The sequence below is a fragment of the Neobacillus sp. Fa239 genome, from assembly GCF_055395235.1.
The window spans coordinates 2,086,921-2,101,575 of record NZ_AP041611.1 but is presented as its reverse complement, the minus strand read 5'-3'; the positions used below and the strand labels follow the sequence as shown (position 1 = coordinate 2,101,575).

Annotated in this window: 18 protein-coding genes and 1 riboswitch; of the genes, 6 read left to right on the top strand and 12 right to left on the bottom strand. The window is 39.7% G+C overall.

Annotation, left to right across the window (positions count from 1 at the left end; genetic code table 11):
* Positions 1-10: 10 nt before the first annotated feature.
* The 3 genes from ACZ5XR_RS10005 to ACZ5XR_RS09995 all read right to left on the bottom strand — a co-directional run bounded on the left by ACZ5XR_RS10005 (position 11) and on the right by ACZ5XR_RS09995 (position 2,467).
* On the bottom strand, positions 11-1,000 hold the full coding sequence (locus ACZ5XR_RS10005; protein WP_464501506.1) for an ABC transporter substrate-binding protein: 990 nt from the start codon (positions 998-1,000) through the stop codon (positions 11-13).
* A gap of 133 nt (positions 1,001-1,133) precedes the next feature.
* Positions 1,134-1,245, bottom strand: a riboswitch (TPP riboswitch).
* 60 nt (positions 1,246-1,305) lie between these two features.
* The gene (locus ACZ5XR_RS10000; protein ID WP_464501505.1) at positions 1,306-1,653 is read right to left on the bottom strand and encodes a metal-sensitive transcriptional regulator; all 348 of its coding nucleotides are present in this window, start codon (positions 1,651-1,653) and stop codon (positions 1,306-1,308) included.
* Between the two features lie 106 nt (positions 1,654-1,759).
* Positions 1,760-2,467 carry a GTP pyrophosphokinase gene (locus ACZ5XR_RS09995; protein WP_464502281.1) on the bottom strand — a complete coding sequence of 236 codons (708 nt, stop codon included), beginning with the start codon at positions 2,465-2,467 and terminating at the stop codon, positions 1,760-1,762.
* A 327-nt stretch (positions 2,468-2,794) separates the two neighbouring features.
* On the opposite strand from ACZ5XR_RS09995, the gene ACZ5XR_RS09990 reads away from it, so the two are divergent.
* Positions 2,795-2,956, top strand: coding sequence for a hypothetical protein (locus tag ACZ5XR_RS09990; RefSeq protein ID WP_464501504.1), 162 nt, complete (start codon positions 2,795-2,797; stop codon positions 2,954-2,956).
* 218 nt (positions 2,957-3,174) lie between these two features.
* On the opposite strand, the gene ACZ5XR_RS09985 is transcribed toward ACZ5XR_RS09990, so the two are convergent.
* A complete protein-coding gene (locus ACZ5XR_RS09985) occupies positions 3,175-3,774 on the bottom strand; it encodes a DNA-3-methyladenine glycosylase I (protein WP_464501503.1) in 600 nt (199 codons plus the stop codon).
* Positions 3,775-4,000: 226 nt separating this feature from the next.
* Between ACZ5XR_RS09985 and ACZ5XR_RS09980 the strand changes: the two genes are divergently transcribed.
* From ACZ5XR_RS09980 to ACZ5XR_RS09960, 5 genes are all read left to right on the top strand, one after another.
* Complete coding sequence (locus tag ACZ5XR_RS09980; RefSeq protein WP_464501502.1) at positions 4,001-4,843, top strand: MurR/RpiR family transcriptional regulator; 843 nt, start codon at positions 4,001-4,003, stop codon at positions 4,841-4,843.
* Between the two features lie 23 nt (positions 4,844-4,866).
* Positions 4,867-5,997: an amidohydrolase gene (locus ACZ5XR_RS09975; protein ID WP_464501501.1), complete on the top strand. Its 1,131-nt coding sequence runs from the start codon at positions 4,867-4,869 to the stop codon at positions 5,995-5,997.
* Between the two features lie 17 nt (positions 5,998-6,014).
* Entirely contained in the window at positions 6,015-7,493 is a 1,479-nt protein-coding gene (locus tag ACZ5XR_RS09970) for an amino acid permease (RefSeq protein WP_464501500.1), read from the top strand.
* 26 nt (positions 7,494-7,519) lie between these two features.
* Positions 7,520-8,353 (top strand): GNAT family N-acetyltransferase, encoded by an 834-nt coding sequence (locus ACZ5XR_RS09965; protein ID WP_464501499.1) that lies wholly within the window; start codon positions 7,520-7,522, stop codon positions 8,351-8,353.
* A gap of 324 nt (positions 8,354-8,677) precedes the next feature.
* Positions 8,678-9,253, top strand: coding sequence for a hypothetical protein (locus ACZ5XR_RS09960; RefSeq protein ID WP_464501498.1), 576 nt, complete (start codon positions 8,678-8,680; stop codon positions 9,251-9,253).
* A 56-nt stretch (positions 9,254-9,309) separates the two neighbouring features.
* On the opposite strand, the gene ACZ5XR_RS09955 is transcribed toward ACZ5XR_RS09960, so the two are convergent.
* From ACZ5XR_RS09955 to ACZ5XR_RS09920, 8 genes are all read right to left on the bottom strand, one after another.
* Complete coding sequence (locus tag ACZ5XR_RS09955; protein ID WP_464501497.1) at positions 9,310-10,245, bottom strand: manganese-dependent inorganic pyrophosphatase; 936 nt, start codon at positions 10,243-10,245, stop codon at positions 9,310-9,312.
* Positions 10,246-10,389: 144 nt separating this feature from the next.
* Entirely contained in the window at positions 10,390-11,337 is a 948-nt protein-coding gene (locus ACZ5XR_RS09950; protein ID WP_464501496.1) for an MBL fold metallo-hydrolase, read from the bottom strand.
* Positions 11,338-11,659: 322 nt separating this feature from the next.
* On the bottom strand, positions 11,660-12,061 hold the full coding sequence (locus tag ACZ5XR_RS09945) for a MaoC/PaaZ C-terminal domain-containing protein (RefSeq protein ID WP_464501495.1): 402 nt from the start codon (positions 12,059-12,061) through the stop codon (positions 11,660-11,662).
* A complete protein-coding gene (locus tag ACZ5XR_RS09940; RefSeq protein ID WP_464501494.1) occupies positions 12,058-12,495 on the bottom strand; it encodes a MaoC family dehydratase N-terminal domain-containing protein in 438 nt (145 codons plus the stop codon). The genes ACZ5XR_RS09945 and ACZ5XR_RS09940 overlap by 4 nt, the downstream gene beginning before the upstream one ends.
* A 245-nt stretch (positions 12,496-12,740) precedes the next feature.
* Positions 12,741-13,121, bottom strand: a complete 381-nt coding sequence (locus ACZ5XR_RS09935) for a DUF3147 family protein (protein WP_464501493.1) — start codon at positions 13,119-13,121, stop codon at positions 12,741-12,743.
* Positions 13,122-13,137: 16 nt separating this feature from the next.
* Positions 13,138-13,494, bottom strand: coding sequence for a DUF3147 family protein (locus tag ACZ5XR_RS09930; RefSeq protein WP_464501492.1), 357 nt, complete (start codon positions 13,492-13,494; stop codon positions 13,138-13,140).
* A gap of 359 nt (positions 13,495-13,853) precedes the next feature.
* Entirely contained in the window at positions 13,854-14,111 is a 258-nt protein-coding gene (locus ACZ5XR_RS09925; RefSeq protein ID WP_464501491.1) for a YpbS family protein, read from the bottom strand.
* A gap of 15 nt (positions 14,112-14,126) precedes the next feature.
* Entirely contained in the window at positions 14,127-14,630 is a 504-nt protein-coding gene (locus tag ACZ5XR_RS09920; RefSeq protein ID WP_464501490.1) for an N-acetyltransferase family protein, read from the bottom strand.
* Positions 14,631-14,655: the final 25 nt, after the last annotated feature.

Here is a 14,655-nt window from a genome sequence, read left to right as displayed (position 1 = left end):
AATTCTCCTCCTATTTTGGTAAATACTCATTCGTAAATGCTTTATTGGCATCGAGCTTTTTATCTAAAAGTTTGTTGTCATACATCCAAGTGGCATAATTATTCCAAACACTTTCCTTTTGAATTCCCCATTGTTTTGCGTCGTCCTGATATTTAGGTGATAACCACTTTTGGCTGGCTTTTACAAGCTTTGGATCTAAATCCGGCGCTGCTTTGATGAGAATATCTGCTGCTTGGTCCGGATTTTTGATCGCATAATTATAGCCTTCAGAAGCTGCTTTTAAGAAAGCCTTTACCGTGTCAGGGTTTTGTGCGATCATTTTTTCACTTGTTTCTAAGACAGGTGTGTAATAATCAAGCTTCTTCGAATAATCCGTTAAGTAAACCATGTTAATTTTTTGATTTCGTAAACCTGCTTCAACCCCATCCCAGCCGTAATAAATCCAGGCAAAGTCGACGTCTCTTTTAACGGCTGTAAAGAAGTCCGTATCACCGATATTGACAATCTTTACCTTGTTTGCATCGGCATGTACTTTATTCATTAACGAAGTGATAACCGATTTTTCAATTGGTGAGCCCCAGCCGCCATAGGTTTTACCTGCGAAATCCTTCGGTGTTTTAATATTTTTAGCAACAGGTGAAGCAAATCCGGAAGTATTATGCTGAATGACAGCAGCAATCGAAACGAGCGGTACACCTTGAATACGTGCTTCAGTAATCGCCTCTTGATATCCGACACCAAAATCCGCTTTTCCGGAGGCCACGAGCTGGTCTGCGCCGGTTTTTCCCGGTTGAATAATATCCACATCCAACCCTTGATCTTTAAAATAACCCTTTGCTTTTGCCACATATAGACCGGTATGATTGGTGTTAGGTGTCCAATCAAGGACAACCGTAATCTTTTTCAATTTATTGCTATCCTTAGCTTGATTTGTTCCTTTATTATTGCTGCAGCCAGCAATTAAAAAAACGGTAAGTAAAACGAAAAACCACTTCTTCATTTTTAAATCCCCCATATGTATTTTTCAATTGAAATTGAATTAGAATCTGGTTGATTGCATTATAGAACAAAACTTTGACAACAACAAATAAGCACTCAGGCTCGAACCATGAGTGCATATCAACAAACAATTAATTGTTTAAGAATATGTTCCCTCCGCCGGTATCAACCAGATCAGGTTCTAAGGGTCATTGTCTTTTGCGGACAAACTCTCAACCGGCTATACCGGTCCCCCTACATTTCACTGTATTCATTTCAATTACCATTCCCATTATAACAAAAATGGTTCATATTACTAGCCTTATCTCATTTTTTCATTAATTTTTGGATTGTTACTAAAACCTCGTCGAGTACCTCAAAATCACCTTCTTGGATTCTTTCGACTACACAGCTTTTCAGATGGCCCTCTAGAAGGATTTTAGCCACGCTATTTAGCGCCGATTGCGTAGCCGAGATTTGCGTGATCACATCATCACAATATGTATCTTTTTCAATAAGCCCTTTAATCCCCCGGATTTGACCTTCGATGCGGTTTAATCTTGTGATCAGGTTACTTTTGGTTTTATCTGAATGGTGGCTTTTTCGGTGGCTTCCTTCCGCGTCACAGCAGGTCTCCTCGTCTAAATCCTTCATGTTCTCATGTTCAAAAGACATTCCATCGCCTCCCCTTTATCAATCGATTATAACATACCAGGGTATGGTAACGCGAATGAACTCAACACAAAGGGTCTGACTTCAGTTTCATGTCAGACCCTTTTGGTTATTTGCTTGTTATGCCAAAACTTTTTTCCATGAATGATTCAAGCAGTGGCAGGTTGAGACTGATCTCTTGTTTTGCTTCCTCCGCTAGTTTGAGGGCAGAGATTTCCTGATGAAGTCGTTCCATCTTCCTGTCTAAATGGGCTGCCATTGACGCTGTTTCTTTTAATTCGGCTGACATATGGGATGGAATTTCCTTATTGTATTTATAGAAAATTTTATGCTCAAGGCTTGCCCAAAAATCCATCGCAATGGTCCGAATTTGCACTTCCACATAGGTTAATTCCTCGTGGTCAGACATAAAAATAGGAATTTCTAAAATCATATGCAAGCTTTGATAACCATTTGGTTTTGGATTTTCGATATAATCTTTATATTCGATGACTTTAATATCCTTTTGGCTCGCAATCATTTTACTGATTTCATAAATATCTGAACGGAACGAGCAGGTGATGCGAATTCCTGCAATATCCTTAATATTTTCTTTGATCGCTTCTAATGAAAAGTCGCACCCTTTCCGATACACCTTCTTCAAAATACTCTCAGGTGCTTTAATCCGTGATTTCACATGCTCGATGGGATTATAGTCATGAATAAAATTAAACTCATCTTTTAAAATATTAATCTTTGTATTCATTTCATCTAACGCAAACTTATATGCCATCATGAACCTTGTCAGCTCAACCTTAAGCATTTTTAACTCTTTCATGTTAAGGATTTGTTCGATTTCCACAGAAAAAACTTCCTCTCTCCATTTACTCGATGCCTTTAAATTATGTTGTTGGATCGTATCTCGCTCTTATCATACCATAGGTACTAAAATTGGAACTAATGTTCATGTTTTTCCATTGACATGACTAGGGCCTTCGGTTCATACTTGAACTACTTTTTCGTCTAATAATCGGCTTATTTTTTTAATTTAGGCACCTTTCCTAAATTTTCTTCATAAAATTAATTATTACAATACTTTTGCCTAGCTTTAACTGTTACCCATCCTTTATAATATCACCATACTACTTTGGAAGGTGTGAATAATTTGGCAACCAATTCTGATTCAAAAAAAATTGATGTAAATTCAACCATCTCCTTAAAAGGAATCGTAAAAGCCATTTTTAACGATACTGTTCATGTACAAATTGGTGGAAAGATTATTACCTTACCAATTGGAGATTTTCTGCTGGAAAAATCAATAAATTAATGATTTTTAGAGTCATAGATTTGCAATCGTAAATAAACCCATCACTTTTTAAGTGATGGGCCTTTTTATTTCTATTAAACTAGGTTGTTGATTTACGCTGCGGGCGCTCGCTTTCCGCGGGGAGGTCCGGGAGCCTCCTCGGCGCTTTAGGCGCCTGCGGGGTCTCCCGTGACCTCTATATCCCGCAGGAGTCGAGCGCCCTCCGCTCCAATCAACAGTTATAAAAAATCATTATTCTCCTTTAACACATCAATTTCTGATTCCGTTTTTTGGTAGCAAAAGCATGTGACGATATGATCATTCACCATGCCGACGGCCTCCATAAATGCATAACAAATCGTGGAACCGACAAATTTAAAGCCGCGCTTTTTTAAATCCTTACTTAATTGATCACTTATTTCCGATGTTGCCGGAACATCCTTTAATTCATGGAAATGATTCTGGATCGGCTTTCCACCCACAAAGGACCAAATATACTGACTAAAGGAACCAAATTCCTCCTGAACTTTCAGAAACGCGTGGGCATTTGTCACCACGGCGTTGATTTTTAATTTATTCCGGACAATTCCTTCATTATGTAATAGCTCTTCGATTTTCTTTTCATCGTACCGGATAATTTTTTCAGGATCAAAGTTATCAAAGGCACTGCGGTAATTCTCCCGTTTTTTTAGGATTGTATACCAGCTAAGCCCGGCCTGTGCCCCTTCCAGATTTAAGTACTCAAAAAGCAAACGGTCATCATAAACGGGTACCCCCCATTCCTGATCGTGGTAATGAATATATAGTGGATCTTGATTCACCCAGCCGCATCGATTCATTTTATTGTCTTCTCCTTTCTTTTAGACATGCCCAGAAACATCTTACTACATTTATTACATGAATTGAAATTTTATCTAAAAAGTCTAAAAACTTAAAATAATGATTCATTTCTGTTTCTTTTTATGCTAAGGTAAAATCATTAAAGGATTTCATGCATCATGAAGATTTTTTGAAGTATTTACTTCACTAATTCATTACTTAACTAAAGTACGAAAGGATGAGGGAATGGAGCAGTCTTTTCAATTGATGGTCAAAGAAAAATTCCCCTATTTATCAGCAGGTCAAAAAAAAGTCGCCAATTATTTGATTGATAACCTGGATGAATCGGCTTTTAAAACAGCTTATCAAATTGGCCGCCTATCAGATGTTAGTGAAACAACCGTTATTCGGCTCTCCTATGCATTAGGTTTTGAAGGGTTCAGTGAAATGCAGACAAAAATTCAAAAGCAGCTGCTCATGCAGCATCAGACAGATCAGGCTTCATCCACTGACATTCAGCAAATGAAGGACCCTTTTACAAAAGTAATTGAAAATGAGGTTCATATTTTAAGGCATCTCCTAAACCCGGGGAATGTTCAAGAAATCTGGAAAGCCGTTGATGCCTTAATCAAGGCAGATCAAGTCTTAATTTCCGGGCATTACCTTTCACACGCCGCCGCCTATTGGTTTTCGTATATGCTAAGCACGATCAGAGAAAATGTCAGTCTTTGTTCTCCGGCTGGAGATTTCTTTGAAAAATTCTGCAATCTTACCAATCAATCGGTGGTCGTCGTATTCTCGTTTCCTCGCTATTCAAATGAAACCATTAAAATAGCGGAGTGTGCCCGCCAGCATAATATTGGCTTAATTTCCGTAACCGACCGCCTTTTATCACCTGTCGGCCGAATTGCTGATATTGTCCTGACTACTGAAGAAAATGCGGAAACGGGCATGAACTCGATTGCATCTGTCATAAGTCTTTTAGATTTAATTATTGAGGGGATCCATCAAAAGGACCAAAAAAGGATTCAGTCACATCAAGAAAAACTGGAAAGACTCTATTCCAGCTTCAACGTTTTTATTGAATAATATTTAAAGGAGGTGAAGCAAAAATGAAAACGATTCCATTTATTGACTTCTATCAGGATTTACTTTTAAAAACCTATGATGAGCTCCATGCATTAGCCGAACCAAGCTGGGAAGAAAAACATACATCCACCTATATTTGCCAATGCCTCCAAAATGCTGGTATCAAATATAAGACGTTTTCCGGTCATTATGGAATCGTCGCAGAAATTCCGGGTGAATCAAATCAAGTAGTTGCGTTAAGAGCTGACCTGGATGCTCTTGTACAAGAGGTTGACGGTGTCATTAAACCCAATCATTCCTGTGGTCACGATGCCCATAGTACGATGGTATTATTTGCGGCTCTAGCCATTCATGCAAGCGGGATTCAACCGAAACACACGCTCCGCTTTATTTTTCAACCTGCTGAAGAAAAAGGGGAAGGTGCCCTTCAAATGATGCAAGATGGCGCTCTGGAAAATGTCCATTATTTATTCGGTGTTCATGTTCGTCCAAATTCTGAAGTTCCATACTTAAAAGCTTCACCTGTCATTATCCACGGAGCGGCGGCAACCTTTAGCGGGACCATAAAAGGCTTGCAGGCGCATGCATCTCGACCGGAGGATGGCATCAATGTTCTTGAGGCAGCTGCCATACTCATTCAAAAATTAAAGCAGATCCAGCTCGACACATCCGTCCCCTACTCCATCAAAATGACCAAGCTTCATACCGAAAATGAGGCTTCCAATGTTATCCCGGAAACAGCTGTTTTTACCTTGGATGTAAGGGCACAAAAAAATGAAGTCATGAGCGAGCTCAAACAGGAAACAGAGGTTCTTATTAAGCAAATTATGGGACAAACAGGGACAACAATCTCAATGTCTGTCGTAGAATCTGTTCCTGCCGCCTCTGTAAATGAGAAGGCAATCAACTTAGCAAAAAGTGCAATTGCCTCCATTCTTGGAGAAGAAAATGTGGTTCCAACCTGTATTTCCCATGGTGGTGAGGATTTTCACTATTATACAACCAGAAATCCTCAGATTGCGGCTACGATGATTGGGTTAGGCTGTGATCTATCACCAGGTCTTCACCATCCACACATGAAGTTTAAGGTAGATGCCCTTATCTATGGAGCAAAAATATTAACTCAAACAATTTTACATGCTTCAGACCAATAAATTAAAAGAGGTGTTTTATGCAAAATACAGCGAAAAAATATCAATCCTCTGGACAACCCCTTCATCAGGAGCATTTGGAACGAAAATTGAAAACGCGCCATTTAACGATGATTGCCATTGGCGGAACGATTGGCACGGGACTCTTTTTAGCTAGCGGCACGACGATCCATGATGCCGGTCCGGGCGGTGCGATTGCCGCTTACTTAATTGCAGGAATCATGGTTTATTTCTTAATGGCTAGTTTAGCGGAAATGTCGGCCCTTATTCCAATCACTGGCTCCTTTAGTACATATACATCCAGATTTGTCGACCCGGCATTAGGTTTTGCTGTCGGCTGGAACTATTGGTATAACAATGCGATCATCCTCGCACTTGAATTATCCGCCTCCTCCCTGATCATGAAATACTGGCTGCCGCATGTGCCGGGAATCCTGTGGAGTGCAAGCTTTCTCGTCATTATTTTCCTATTAAATATTTTATCGGTTAAAGGTTATGGGGAAGCGGAATTTTGGTTCTCCATTATCAAGGTGTTCACGATTATTGTGTTTATTGCTGTTGGCTTACTCATGATCTTTGGAATCATGAGCGGTCATGCCGGTGGATTTAGTAACCTCACGAAAGGGGATGCACCATTCCATGGCGGTATTTTATCGATCTTTAGTGTCTTTATGGTTGTCGGTTTTGCCTTCCAAGGAACAGAAATGGTCGGGGTTGCCGCAGGAGAAAGCGAAAATCCAAGCAAGGATATGCCTCGTGCGATCAAGCAGATCTTTTGGCGCATTCTTTTATTCTATGTATTAGCGATTTTCGTGATCGGCTGTTTAATCAGCTATAAAGATCCAAATCTATTAAGCTCTGATTTAACGAATATTGCTGTGAGTCCGTTCACATTAGTGTTTAAACATGCAGGGCTTGCCTTCGCGGCGGCTGCCATGAATGCGGTTATTCTAACCTCTGTTCTATCAGCGGGAAATTCATCTTTATATGTTGGGTCACGTGTCCTTTGGACCTTAGCGGAAGAAGGAAAAGCCCCATCATTCTTGAAAAAAGTAAATAAAGGTGGCGTTCCGGTTAATGCGATTTATGCAACGACCCTAATTGGTATGCTTTGCTTCCTTACTTCCCTTTTCGGAGACGGAACCGTGTATAATTGGTTATTGAATGCAGCCGGCTTAGCAGGATACCTTTCCTGGTTAAGTATTTCTGTTACTCACCTGCGTTTCAGAAAAGCATACAAGGAACAAGGTAAAAATTTGAACGACCTGCCATATGTCGCCAAATGGTATCCATTCGGTCCCATTTTGGCAACAGTACTATGTTTAGTAGCTACATTGGGTACTAATTATGGAGCATTTATCGGGTCAAAGATTGACTGGTACGGCATTTTGGTTTCCTACATTGGTCTTCCATTATTTCTCTTAGGGTATTTAGGTTATAAATTTGTCAAGAAGACGAAAATGGTTCCATTGCAGGAAGCTGATTTCAGCCGGGAATAAGGTTTATTTTTAAGGGGGAATTAATCATGACAAGAAGTGAGGAAATTGAGATTCGTTCCCTGTATCGGATTGACGAGCTGGAAGAAGTGAGAAAGCTGGAATCTAAAATTTGGGGGGAGTCAGACTCCATCCCCACCCACCAAACCATTACGGCCGTGAAAAACGGCGGTTTGGTGTTGGGCGCCTTTTACAGGGACCAACTGGTAGGATTTCAATACAGCTTTCCCGGTTTCAACGGGAAATCCGTTTATCTTTGCTCGCACACATTAGGGACTGATTCTAATTTTCGCAATCAAGGAATTGGTGAGAAATTAAAGAATAAGCAGCGTGAGGAAGCCGAGAAGCTTGGATATTCGCTGATTACCTGGACATACGATCCATTAGAAAGCATTAATGGGTATTTAAATATCGCCAAGCTCGGCGGAGTATGTTCGACCTATATCACAAATTGTTACGGTGAAATGGAAGACATTCTGAATAGCGGGATTCCATCAGACCGCTTTCTAGTGGAATGGCATATCGGTGACGTGAACCCGCTGGAAAAGGTGGGCAAACTGGATGATGCAATGGAACAATCGCTGATTCAGTGGGCAATGAATGAGGAAGGTCTCCCCTTCCCTAAAGCGGTACGGTCGTTACCTGCTAATAGTGATGTGGCCTATGTAGCCATACCTAAGGATTTCCGAACAATCAGAAATACCAATTTAGCGGTCGGCACTGATTGGCGTTTGAAAACAAGAGATGCCTTTAGTCAGGCTTTTCAGCAGGGCTGGCAGGTGAATGGGTTTTTAAAGAATTCGAATTCAGAGATACCCGTTCATTTTTATGTGCTTACAAAAAGCCAGGATTCCTTCTTTTAGGAACCTGGCTTTTTTCATTTCTATTTTTTTTGATAAGCCCGTCTTTCAGCATACTCGGAACAAGGAATGCAGACTTTGACCGTCTCCCCCTTGTCATTCAGGTATTTGCGCAGCGGCTTCACCTTTCTTTTACAAATCGCACATTTATTGTCGAAAAAACTGAAAATAGACATTTTCTGTCCCCTTTAAAAGTGACGTTTTCTATATTTTATGTTTAATAGTTTCAATTTTGTTACATGTAATTTTGGGCTCCCTTAAATGCGTCCGTAACCCATCCCTCGGGCATAAGATATCACAATTAATATTGATAAAGGAGCATTAAAAATGGGTTTATTCATTAAAAATCCCGAGGTTTTTAGGAATAAAGAAAATCTTCAGGAACCAAATCAGCAGCTTTTAAGAAGGAATTCATTTTCAGAATTAATGGAAGAACAACAAAAAGCTAACAGCGAATTAAGGGAATTTTTAAAGCAGACAATGTTGAAAACGGAAGGAACAGTAAAACAGGATTTAATGAATCAAATTAACAGTGTGCTCGACTCCAATCAAGAGATTATCAAAAAGAACGATACCATTCATCAACAGTTTACACTACAATTGGAAGAACAATTGGATCTGCAAAAGCAAATGGCTATCCATATTTCGAAGCAGGAGGAAATTCAGAAGAGTGTTTTAAGCCGATTAGATTCCCATGAAGCAATTATAGAAAAAATTTCACGGCAATTGCATGAATTCCGTTCGATTCTTTTTGAGCGAACCAATCATTTAGCTGAAAAAATTGAAAATGGCTATAAAGCAACTTCATCCTATCTTCATAAACTGCTAACTGGATCAGACCAGCAAATGACCTTCTTCTTGATGAAAAATAAAAAAGAAGAGAATAAAAAACAGCAGGAATAATTTTTTCATTTACAAAATAAAACCCATCATGCAATCCTGAATGATGGGTTTTTGAATTAAATACCTTTATTAAAAATATCGGTTAAAACTGGAACAATCTGCTTTTTACGAGAAACTACGCCTTTTAAGACGGCTGTGTTAGCAGAGAGTGTAACATTATAAGCTTTTTCTACTGCAGTCGCTTTACTTCCTAATGCTAAACCGACAGAATCATTTGTTAAAATATCAGTAACAACGAATAAGAATAGATCAAGGTTCTTTTCGGCAATGATTTTTGAAATCTCAGCTTCTAATTCCTCTTTTCGGGAAAGAACCTCATCCGTATCAACCGCATTTACTTGGGCGATTTCTACTTTGCTGCCGCCCATTTCAAATCCTTTGGCATCCAGCGATAAAAGCTGTGGAACAGTTTTATCACTTAAATCAGCACCGGCTTTTAACATTTCTAAACCATATGTATTTGCGTCAACACCAGCAATTTCTGCCAATTCATGTGCAGCAGCAACGTCTTGGTCTGTGCAGGTTGGTGATTTGAATAATAGGGAGTCAGAAATGATGGCAGAAAGCATAAGGCCCGCAATTTCCTTACTGATTTGTTTCCCATTTTCTTTATACATTTTGTTTAAAATGGTTGCCGTACAACCAACAGGCTCACAACGGTAATATAATGGGTCACTTGTTTCAAAATTTGCGATGCGGTGATGGTCAATAACCTCTAAAACACGAACATCGGCAATGTCATTTGCACTTTGCTGGCGCTCATTGTGGTCCACAAGGATGACAGATTTCGCTTCTGCTGAAACAGCTTCCACCAAACGCGGAGCTTCTGCTTTGAAATAATTTAAGGCATATTGTGTCTCGCCATTTACTTCACCTAAGCGAACTGGCTCAACATCCATTCCTAATTGCTTTTTCAAATCAGCATATGCAAGCGCAGAACAAATTGTATCGGTATCAGGATTTTTATGACCGAATATAAGTACTTTTTCCATTTGATTACTCCTTAATTAAATAAAATATACGGTATTGCCCAACCATGGGAAATGACCCTAATGCAAATTATATATGATTCTGAAGCAGTATTCAAAAAATTTATATAAAAAACCAGCAGACTATCAACCGGCCTGCTGGTCTTTCTATTGGATTACATAATATTTTCTTAAGCGCCCTTCTAGCTTTGAATGGACTTGATTTCTAGATTCAAGCAATTCCAAATGCCCCTGTATTTGCGAAAGGCCAAGAAAAACGGTTCGTTCCCTTAATTGAGGATAGATTTTTGTGCAAAGCTCAAATACCGTCTTTTCACCATCAAGGAGAATTTCCAAAATGGTTTCGCAGCGTTTCTCCTGTTCTTGTCTTCTTGTTTCAATGATTGCTAAATGATTGTGAAAGGGTTCCCCATGCCCTGGATATATCGTTTTTAATGGCAAACGGCTGATTTTTTCAAGCGATTTTCGGTACTGTAAAAGCGGACTCGACCGTTCCTTCTCCCCATTAATCGGTGGTTCGATAAATGCATTGACAGAAAAAGCCTTGAGAAGATGGTCACCAGCAAAGGTATCCCCCGATTGCGGATCCCACAGCAGCATATCGCAGCCGCTATGTCCAGGGACAAAGACTACCTCAAAAGGGGTTCCGCCAAGCGGGATCGTCTCTCCCTCCTTCACATAGTTAATGTTGCTCCACTTTTCTTCCTTAAATTCCTGCCATATAATATGTCTTCGATAGTCGGCCCCGCACTGATCCAAAAATTGTTTATAGAAATCCTCAATTTGTTGAAAATCTTGTGGTCCACTATTAAAAGGACCTCTTGCTTTCTCATGGACATAGACTGGTACATCCGTCTCTTCCTGAATTAAACGGACACCGCCTGCATGGTCGAGATGCACATGCGTAAGGACGATATGATCGAGGTCTTTCAAAGTAAAGCCCTGGTGGTGCAGCAAGGATTTCAACGTTTGAAAAGACTTAACTCCCGGGTCACCTGTATCAATTAATGTAACGGACTCCCCTATTACTAAAAAGGAGTTTACTGTACCTTCTGCAAATTGAGTCTCGAGTTCTAGTGGTACAATTTTAACCATATTCAAGACCACTCCATTCTGCAAAAATTCATAAATTTACAATTCGCAAATAAATGTGCCGGATTCGCAAATAAACATCCTCAATTCGCAAATATAAGTGTCAGATTCGCAAATAAGCATCCTGAATACGCAAATAAAAGGTAAGTATCTGAAATTCGAAAGCTTTTATCGGCGAATTCTTTGGATTTATCAGCGAGTCTAGCGAGTTTATCGGCGAATTTTACAGATTTATCAGCGAATCTAGCTAATTTATCGGCGAATCTAAAATTCTACGAACACACCTCTCCCATATGAATAAACAAGGCAACTGCCGGGCCCTCAATTAATATTGCTGAAAAACAGCTTCGCCCTTCAATACTTCCTTTCCATCCTGGTTCACGGCCTGCACGTTTAAATATAGATTGTTTTCTTTTTGATCGGACAGTATTGCCTTAAAGGTAATGACATCATTTAAAAAAACCATGCCTTTAAAGCGAATCGAGTAATCCTGTATAAAGCCTTCTTCATAATGGGCAGTAAAAAGCTTCGCAAGATTTCCCATGGTCCACATCCCATGGGCAATAATCCCAGGGAGTCCTGCATTTTTGGCTTCCTCATCAATCGTATGGATTGGGTTAAAATCGCCGCTTGCACCCGCATATTTGATTAAATCAAGCCTTGATACAGGCGGTAGTTGAACTTCCTCTAAAGATTCGCCTATTTGCAATTGATCAAGTGTTTTCAATTGTTCAGCACCTTCCTAACCGCCTCCGTGATAATGACCGTCATTTTTGAACGAAAGATTACGTTCCCTGACCTGTCCTCGCCGTTGTTTTCCACTATAAGGAAGCCCATCCCGCTTTTCTCAAGATAATTCTTAATGACGGTGTAGCAATAGACCTCTTCGCCCACTAATATAGGCCGTTCATAATGATAAGACTGCTCTCCATGAATTAAGCCTTTAATGGGTAGAGTAAATCCCTCGATCACACCAAAATCGAAGACTATTGGAAAAGTGGGCGGTGCAATATTATTTTGGTAACGCGATTTTTTTCCGGCTTCTTCATCAATATAGATCGGATGGAGGTCGCCGATTGCTTCAGCAAATTTCTTAACAGCTCCTCTTTCGACTATGTTCTTCACTTTATTTGATTGTTTTCCGATATGCTCTTTGAACAATTCAACATCACCTCTAGATCTGCTTAATTTTTCGGTCTGCCGGCTTTCCGGTTTTTCCTACCGGAATTTGTGGGCACTTCTTTAATACATTATTTAATAAATTGGAAATTCTACAAATTCATATTACCCATTAATATGCTAGATACTTTTTGAAAATAACATATCTACCGATTGGTATTTCGGTTTAATTTTATTCTGAACTTTCAGATTAAACAAGTTTTATATAAAAAAATCCTTCGGTGTTTTTACACCAAAGGATTTTTTAATTTTGCCCGAAGAATTTTACGTTCTCTTAGTGTTGAAATGGCAATCGAACTGACAAGCCATGCAAGTAAGCCGATTATGATGCTGAAAGCCCAGTTATTTGTAGATTTCAGGACCAGCAGGACGGCTGTTACACAAACCAAGCCACCCATCATTCCATAGACAGAGCCTTTGGCAATGTTCGTTGCTTTCTTGGTACCAGCGGCAATTCCCACCATAATGACGGCTGTCAGCATGACCGCAGGAAAAGCAGCAAAGATTCCGGCAAGAATTTTCCAAGGAGAAATAATGGTGATGAGATAACTCATTGATACGGCTGTCCCACCGAGTAAAAATCGTATGAATAAGTCCTTTTTGTTCACGTTGTCCACCTTTTTTCTAATGTGATGTTATAAAAACGACTACAATCGATACTACAAACCAACAAGCCATAGAGTGAATGATGCCACGTTTCCAACCAAGTTTAGGCAAAAGATAACCGGCAATAATGGCAACAAGTATATTGATCGCCATTCCAAATATTGCGCCTTTTGAGATGATGATAGAATGATTGACTAGCTCGCCTCCATGAAAATCAAGTCCAATCGTTAGCAGTGCTGCCAGATAGACGGCAGGAAATGCGGCAAAAATTCCTCCTGCTTTCTCCCCCAGCCTCCTGGCCACTAAAGTGCAGGCAAGGACGGCTGAACCTCCCATTAAAAATCGAATGATTAGCGCGCTTACAGATAGATGCATCGATGTTCGCCTCATTTTCTGATTTTATTTGCTCAATGTTTCACAAATTGTTTTACAAGAATATTTTACCTCATTTTCTTTAGAATGCTTGTGAACTTTTTATTACGGTTTTGAATGGATTTTATTAAAATTATTGTCGTGGAAAAAGCTGTGGGTATGATAGTAAATTGATGCTCGTGCGGATCGTGTACCTCAAAAAGATGCCAGTGGATATTGTGGTAGTAATTTAGATGACCGAATCCAACCTTTATATCGGGTATCGGTCACCTAGAGCCTTCATAGGTGACCGATACCGCTCTTTTACTCACTTATAAGTAACCTAAAAAACCTAATAGAAGACTTCCATCATTTGTGCTTCATTACTTCGTTTTCATCGCATACTCTCTTACCATTTCGGCCGTTACATTTTTTCGAGTCGGGATAATGCCCTGTTTTGCTAATGTGTTAATTTGGTTTGTTACGTCATTAATTTTTTCCACTGTAAAGGCTTTTCCCTGTCTGCATAATTCCAAAGCTTCTTCGATATACTCCTCACGAAGTCTGTCCAATGATAAAAAATCATTGATCTTCTTGTTTTGTTTATTTACATGATCACTAATCGCTTTATGTACACTCATTTAATAAATCTCCTTTTACACTATTTTTTTTCCGAGGATCAGTAAGTCTCTCTCGATTCCATCTAACTCGGCGACATTTGGAAGATGAGCCCATTTTTCAAAACCCTGTTTTGTGAAGAGCTTAACGCTGGGTTCATTATGACCAAAAATAAACCCTAATAAGGTTTTAATCTTTAGGCTCGGACAAGCTTTGATAGCTGTTTGAAGCAAATATCCCCCCAGCTTTTTCCCGCGATAGTCAGGATGAAGGTAAATACTGATTTCAGCCGTCGCATTATAGGCAGGTCTGCCATAAAACGATTGAAAGCTGACCCAGGCACAAATTTCACCTTGATTTTCGACCACCCATAATGGTCTAGTGGCAGGCGAATGTTCATGGAACCATTTTTCACGGCTTTCCACTGATACCTGTTCAGTATCGGCCGTCACCATCCTGCTTGGAATCGTGGAATTATAAATACTGACGATTGCAGGTAAATCACTAAACAAAGCATCCCTTATGATGAAATCTTCATACATAATTAAGTACTCCTATTTGATAAGA

Coding starts and splice junctions, on each gene's coding strand:
- ACZ5XR_RS10005 (WP_464501506.1), bottom strand. CDS start 1,000: ATGAAGAAGTGGTTTTTCGTTTTACTTACCGTTTTTTTAATTGCTGGC.
- ACZ5XR_RS10000 (WP_464501505.1), bottom strand. CDS start 1,653: ATGTCTTTTGAACATGAGAACATGAAGGATTTAGACGAGGAGACCTGC.
- ACZ5XR_RS09995 (WP_464502281.1), bottom strand. CDS start 2,467: ATGAAAGAGTTAAAAATGCTTAAGGTTGAGCTGACAAGGTTCATGATG.
- ACZ5XR_RS09985 (WP_464501503.1), bottom strand. CDS start 3,774: ATGAATCGATGCGGCTGGGTGAATCAAGATCCACTATATATTCATTAC.
- ACZ5XR_RS09980 (WP_464501502.1), top strand. CDS start 4,001: ATGGAGCAGTCTTTTCAATTGATGGTCAAAGAAAAATTCCCCTATTTA.
- ACZ5XR_RS09975 (WP_464501501.1), top strand. CDS start 4,867: ATGAAAACGATTCCATTTATTGACTTCTATCAGGATTTACTTTTAAAA.
- ACZ5XR_RS09970 (WP_464501500.1), top strand. CDS start 6,015: ATGCAAAATACAGCGAAAAAATATCAATCCTCTGGACAACCCCTTCAT.
- ACZ5XR_RS09965 (WP_464501499.1), top strand. CDS start 7,520: ATGACAAGAAGTGAGGAAATTGAGATTCGTTCCCTGTATCGGATTGAC.
- ACZ5XR_RS09960 (WP_464501498.1), top strand. CDS start 8,678: ATGGGTTTATTCATTAAAAATCCCGAGGTTTTTAGGAATAAAGAAAAT.
- ACZ5XR_RS09955 (WP_464501497.1), bottom strand. CDS start 10,245: ATGGAAAAAGTACTTATATTCGGTCATAAAAATCCTGATACCGATACA.
- ACZ5XR_RS09950 (WP_464501496.1), bottom strand. CDS start 11,337: ATGGTTAAAATTGTACCACTAGAACTCGAGACTCAATTTGCAGAAGGT.
- ACZ5XR_RS09930 (WP_464501492.1), bottom strand. CDS start 13,494: ATGCATCTATCTGTAAGCGCGCTAATCATTCGATTTTTAATGGGAGGT.
- ACZ5XR_RS09925 (WP_464501491.1), bottom strand. CDS start 14,111: ATGAGTGTACATAAAGCGATTAGTGATCATGTAAATAAACAAAACAAG.
- ACZ5XR_RS09920 (WP_464501490.1), bottom strand. CDS start 14,630: ATGTATGAAGATTTCATCATAAGGGATGCTTTGTTTAGTGATTTACCT.